The following is a 5353-nucleotide window of genomic DNA, read 5'->3' as shown; positions in this document are numbered from 1 at the left end:
CGAGGCCGCCGACGCGTTCGCCCTGGCCGACGCCATCGCCGACGCCGCGGGCGTGACCATCGAGCGTCGCACCGCCGCGTACCTGCCCTGGCATCCCGGCCGCTGCGCCGAGCTGGTGGTGGACGGCGTGGTCGTCGGCCATGCCGGTGAGCTGCACCCGGCCGTGCTGGAACGCTCCGGCCTGCCGCCCCGCACCTGCGCGCTCGAGCTGAACCTCGACGCGCTGCCGCTGCGCGAGGCCCGTCCGGTGCCGGTGGTGTCGCCGTTCCCTGCGGTGTTGCAGGACGTGTCGGTGAGTGTCGAGAAGTCGGTGCCCGCGGGCTCGGTCGAGGCGGCGCTGCGCACCGGCGGCGGCGAGCTGCTCGAGGACATCGCCCTGTTCGACGTGTACGAGGGCGCCCAGGCGGGTGAGGGTCGCAAGTCCCTCACCTACGCGCTGCGCTTCCGCGCCGCGGATCGCACGCTGACCGAGGACGAGGCGAGCGCCGCCCGCGATGCCGCGGTAGCGTCGGCCGCCGAGGCGGTAGGAGCGGTCCTGCGCGGTTAGGCGTACCTCCGGCCGTGCGCGCCGAGGGCGGATGTCGTCCGGCTGCGTGATCTATAGCGAGACCCGTACAGGAACCAGGCCGTACGGGTCTCGCTGTATCCGGGTCCCGCCGTCGCCCCTGGGCCCTGTGCTGGTGCCGCGTCCAGAATGGTCGGCGCGGTAGCCGAACGAAGGCCCCCTTCATCCCGCCAGACCGACTGGACGTGACCTTCGTTCACTCGACCTTCGTGCCCGGTGAACCGACCGAGGGCGACCTTCATTGCGGTGAGCCGATCGACGGTGACATTCGGTCGGATTCTGTGTCCAACCTTTGTGGACGGGGCACTGGCCGTGCGTATTCCGGTATCGAGGCTCGCGGCAGCGGACCGGGCTGTGATCGGGAGTAGCGTGGCGGATGGCAGCTTCCTCCGACGACCCGGGAGGTCCGATGACCGTGCGAGCGGTATGGCGCGAGACGGTGCTCGCCGAGAGCGACGACACCGTGGTGGTGGAGGGCAATCACTACTTCCCGGCGGACGCCGTGCGCCGCGAATACCTCGAGCCCAGCGAACACCACACGATCTGCCCCTGGAAGGGCACCGCTTCCTACTACACGGTGACCGTCGACGGCGAGCGCAATCCCGACGCCGCCTGGTACTACCCGACACCCAAGCCGGAAGCCGCGATGGTGCGCGACCGCGTCGCATTCTGGCGCGGTGTCGATGTGGCCGTGGGCGACTGACCCCCGTTCGACATACCGGGCGTGCCGTCCTGGTTCGGCTCACCGTAAAGTGCTCGGTCCTTCCGCGGTGACGAGTCGTGCGCGAATCGCCGGTCGAACGCCCTGACGCTCGACGGCGCGGCGCGCGGGGGTAAGAACGTCTGCATGCGACACCCCGCGGCTCGGATTCTCAACGCGCTGACCTATCTGCCGGATCGGCAGATCTTGCAGACGCCCGCCGCGGTCGGCCTCGACTACATCGACCTGGCGCCGCGCACCGAGGACGGCGAGACGTTGCACGCCTGGTGGCTGCCCGCGCGGCGGCCGATCGGGCACGTGCTCTTCGCGCACGGCAACGCGGGCAATCTCGGCGATCGGGTGGCGATCTTCGCGCTGCTGGTCGCCGCGGGTTTCGACGTGCTCGCCTTCGACTACCGCGGTTACGGCCGCAGCACCGGGCGGCCCAGCGAGCACGGCACCTACCTGGACGCGCGGGCGGCGCGCGAGGCGCTGCTCGCCCGGCCCGGGGTGGACCCGGATCGGGTGCTGTACCTGGGCAAGTCGCTGGGCGGCGGTGTGCTGCTCGAACTCGCCGAGGCGCACCCGCCCGCCGGACTCGTGCTGATGTCGACCTTCACCGGCCTCCGCGACGCGGCCGGGGCGATCTACCCGTTCCTGCCGCGCCCGCTGATCCCCGACGCCTACCCGAGCCTGCGGCGGATCGGCAATCTCGCCGCGCCGGTGCTGATCATGCACGGCGATCGCGACGAACTGCTGCCGCTGCGCAATGCGGAGCGGTTGTACGCCGCCGCGTCCGAACCCAAGCGGCTCGTGGTGGTGCCGGGCGCGGGGCACAACGACGTCATCGCGCTGCTCGGCGCCGAATGGCCCGCCATGCTGCGGGCCTGGGCGACGGAGGTGCTCGCCGGATAGCCGGAAAACGCGACCGGGGCGAGCGGTCTGTTCTGGTGCGTAGCCTGGCGTTATGAGCGATACGAGGGAAATCGTCGCGCGGCTTGCCGCCCTGCCGGACGCGGAATTGGTGACGGTGCTGCGCGCCGCGGTCGAAGGGCGCTCGGCTCTCTGGGCCGTGCGCGCCGCACTGGACGAACTCGCCGGTGCGGCTCATGCGGGATCCGATCCCGATGTGAGTCCTGCCACGCCCGACGCTTCGGCGCATGACAGCGGTGTGGGCGCGGTGGCATCCGGGCAGGTCGGAGCCGGTTTCCCGGTACCGGCGGTACCGATTCAACCGACCGGTATGCCCACGCTGCCCGAGACCGGCGGATATTCGCCCTCGGGGGTACCTACTTTCGAGTCGGTTCGCGATAAGGTCGAGCAGCGTTTCGGCACTGCGGAGGGGATGGGTGAGCTCGACCGGCAGACCCCGGCGGGCCGCAGCGCCGACGAACAATTCGCCGCGCGCGAGAAGGCCGCGCGGGAACGTCTGGACCAGATACGGAAATCGTTGCGCGGCAAGAGCGCAGACTGACGTGCGCTGGTCCGGGGTGCTGGACCGAGATGAATGGTGGATTTCGATGACCGAGCCGCGTGAGATCGCCGAACGGCTCTTGGATGCCCAGGTGGAATTCCTGCTGGCCGAGGTGACCGGCGACCGATTCGCCGAGGTCGTCGCCCGCGATGTCGAGGCGGTGGTCGGCGTGGCCGACACCCTGGTGTTCCGCGAGGTGGTGCAGCTCGACCAGGCCAAGCAGACGGTCGCGACGGTCGTCGACCTGATCGGCGGCAGCCCCGTGCTCGCCGACATGGTCGGCGTGTTCGCCGACTCGATCTACGACCACATCGCCGCCAACAACGACTACACCCTGGGCGAGGTGGTGGAGCGGGAACCGGTGGAGGCGTTGCTGGAGAAGATCTTCGGCATGCACCAGGCCCAGGAGCGCATCCTGGACCGGCTCACCGAGAGCCCGCTGGTGGCCACGGTGGCCTCGAAGTTCGTGGACAAGCTGATCAACGACTTCATGCAGGCCAACCGAGAGCGCGCCGAGAAGATCCCCGGCGTCTCCTCGCTGATGTTGCTGGGCCAGTCGGCCGCCAACCGGGCCAAGAAGGTCGCCGACGGCACGTTCGTCGGCGACCTCGCGGGCAAGGGCGCGATGTTCGCGCTCAAGCGCACCAACAACGCGATCCGCGAGATGCTGCGCGACGCCCCTGTGCACTCGGCCGCCATGGAGTTCTGGGATCTGCACGCCGACGAGCCGGTCAGCGGCCTGCGCGAGTATCTGACCCAGAAGGAACTCAACGAGCTGGTGCTGCTGTGCTACGAGATCGCGGTGACCACCCGCGAGAAGGAGTACTTCGGCCTGCTCGTCGAGGAGTGCGTCGAGGTGTTCTACGCCAAGTACGGCGAGTACACGCTGGCCGCCATGCTGCCCGAACTCGGGCTTTCCGGTGACGACATCGCCACCGAGATCCTGCGCTACGGTCCCGCGGTGATCGAGGGCGCGAAGCGAAACGGCGTGCTGGCCAAGCTGATCCGGGAGCGCTTCGAGCCGTTCTACACCTCGGACGCCGTGCTCGGCATCCTCGGCGACGCGATCGGCTAGCCTTCGCCGACGCGATCGGCTGAGGCTTCGGCGACGTGTTCTGAACCACCGACGCGGTGTTCGACAGCGGCGGCGCGGTTTTCGACGATGCCCGCGCGGTTTCGAAGGCGCCGTCGCGGGTATTCGAGGGCAATGGCGCGGTATTCGACGTGTCGCGTGTGGTGTGCTTCACCCGCGCGGCGGTCACCGTCGGGCGCGGCGCGGTGTGAGCGGATCGAAACCGCGAAAATACTGGATTACCAGCGTGTTTAGAATCCCTGCTCGTGTCTGATTTGCCCGATTTTCGCGTTGACACCGCCTGCGGGCTGTGACAGCTTGCTCCTGATTCCGCGGGTTCGACTTCGAACCGCCGCGGTCGCAGTTCGCGAGGAGCGGGGTGGTGCGTGTGCGTTCGAGGCCGCAGGCAAGCGGCGCGGTGACGGCTTCGGTCGCCATTCCGGAACCGGCTGGTGTCGGAAGGATAGTTCGGCCGCGCACCATTCGGGGCCGATTGGCCAGAATTCTTGCCGTCTCACTGACTTTGGTGCTCGCGCTGCTCGGCCTCACCCTCGCCAGGGAGATCCAGTCGTACCAGCGCAGCGGCGACACGGTGGCCGCGGTCTCGCTCGCCTTGGTGGTGCAGGATCTGTTGCACGAGGCGCAGCGTGAGCGCGGTCTGAGCAACGGCCTGCTCGGCGGTGACGTCCGGCTGCGGCAGGCCGTCGCGGACCAGCGCGCGGCGACCGACCGCGCGTTGCGCGCACTCGAAGCCGAATTATCGGGCGCGGCAGCCGGTTCCAGCGAGATCCGGGCCGCGGTCGGCCAGTTCGCCGGGTTGCCCGCGGTCCGCGCCCAGGTCGACGCGGGCCGGATCGGCCGGGCGGCCGCGTTCCAGTTCTACACTGACGCCATCGACGCGCTGAACCGTCCGCGACTCGGTCTCGACCAGGCCCGCGATGCCGAGGTGCGGCACGGTCTGCTCGCGCTGTACGCGCTCGGCGAGGCGAAGGAGCAGACGGCGCGCGAGCGCGGCTTCCTCAACGGGGTGTTCGCCGCCGACGGTTTCGAGCCCGGCGAGTACGTCCAGTTCCTCGACATCCGTGCCGCCAAATCGGCAGGGCTCGCCGCCTTTGCGCGCGACGCCACCGTCGCGCAACGGGATCTGCTCGACACCGCGTTGCGCGGCGACGACGCGATGCGTGCGGCCGAATCCGAGCGCGTCGCCATCGATTCCAGCGCGGGCCCGCTGGTCCGTCCGGTGGATCCGAGCGACTGGTGGACGCAGATGACGGCCGTCATCGACGAGCAGCGCGTCGTGCAACAGGCGGTCGGCGACGCGGTGCGGCAGCGCGCACACGACCTGCGCCAGGTGGCGGCGCTGACCTTGGCCGGGTTCCTGATCGCCGCGCTGTTCGCGATCGCGATCGAGATCGCGCTGGTGGTGGCGGGCGTGCGCGCCATCGTCCGCCCGTTGGCCGCGCTCGCCGCCGAGGCCGACGACGTCGCGGGGCGACGGCTGCCCGAGGTGATCGCCGCCTGGCACGCCGGTGGCGACACCCA

7 protein-coding genes are annotated in these 5353 nt (G+C 69.9%); all 7 read left to right on the top strand.

Features of this window, described 5'->3' with window-relative positions; genetic code table 11:
• Positions 1-547, top strand: a 547-nt coding sequence (locus NL1_RS35565) for a phenylalanine--tRNA ligase subunit beta-related protein (RefSeq protein WP_479687433.1), incomplete at its 5' end; no start/stop codon positions are given.
• A 427-nt stretch (positions 548-974) separates the two neighbouring features.
• Complete coding sequence (locus NL1_RS35560) at positions 975-1268, top strand: DUF427 domain-containing protein (RefSeq protein ID WP_067849267.1); 294 nt, start codon at positions 975-977, stop codon at positions 1266-1268.
• Between the two features lie 144 nt (positions 1269-1412).
• Entirely contained in the window at positions 1413-2180 is a 768-nt protein-coding gene (locus NL1_RS35555; RefSeq protein WP_067849264.1) for an alpha/beta hydrolase, read from the top strand.
• 52 nt (positions 2181-2232) lie between these two features.
• A complete protein-coding gene (locus NL1_RS35550) occupies positions 2233-2739 on the top strand; it encodes a PspA/IM30 family protein (protein WP_067849261.1) in 507 nt (168 codons plus the stop codon).
• A gap of 46 nt (positions 2740-2785) precedes the next feature.
• Positions 2786-3814, top strand: a complete 1029-nt coding sequence (locus tag NL1_RS35545) for a hypothetical protein (RefSeq protein WP_067849270.1) — start codon at positions 2786-2788, stop codon at positions 3812-3814.
• A gap of 56 nt (positions 3815-3870) precedes the next feature.
• On the top strand, positions 3871-4023 hold the full coding sequence (locus NL1_RS38030; protein ID WP_156095205.1) for a hypothetical protein: 153 nt from the start codon (positions 3871-3873) through the stop codon (positions 4021-4023).
• Between the two features lie 281 nt (positions 4024-4304).
• Positions 4305-5353 (top strand): nitrate- and nitrite sensing domain-containing protein (locus NL1_RS35540; protein ID WP_245673741.1); only part of this gene is annotated, 1049 nt, incomplete at its 3' end.

The sequence above is a fragment of the Nocardia lijiangensis NBRC 108240 genome (assembly GCF_001613045.1).
GTDB lineage: Bacteria > Actinomycetota > Actinomycetes > Mycobacteriales > Mycobacteriaceae > Nocardia > Nocardia lijiangensis.
The sequence above is the reverse complement of the archived record's forward strand: the minus strand, read 5'-3'. Positions and strand labels throughout refer to the sequence as shown.

Coding starts and splice junctions, on each gene's coding strand:
- NL1_RS35560 (WP_067849267.1), top strand. CDS start 975: ATGACCGTGCGAGCGGTATGGCGCGAGACGGTGCTCGCCGAGAGCGAC.
- NL1_RS35555 (WP_067849264.1), top strand. CDS start 1,413: ATGCGACACCCCGCGGCTCGGATTCTCAACGCGCTGACCTATCTGCCG.
- NL1_RS35550 (WP_067849261.1), top strand. CDS start 2,233: ATGAGCGATACGAGGGAAATCGTCGCGCGGCTTGCCGCCCTGCCGGAC.
- NL1_RS35545 (WP_067849270.1), top strand. CDS start 2,786: ATGACCGAGCCGCGTGAGATCGCCGAACGGCTCTTGGATGCCCAGGTG.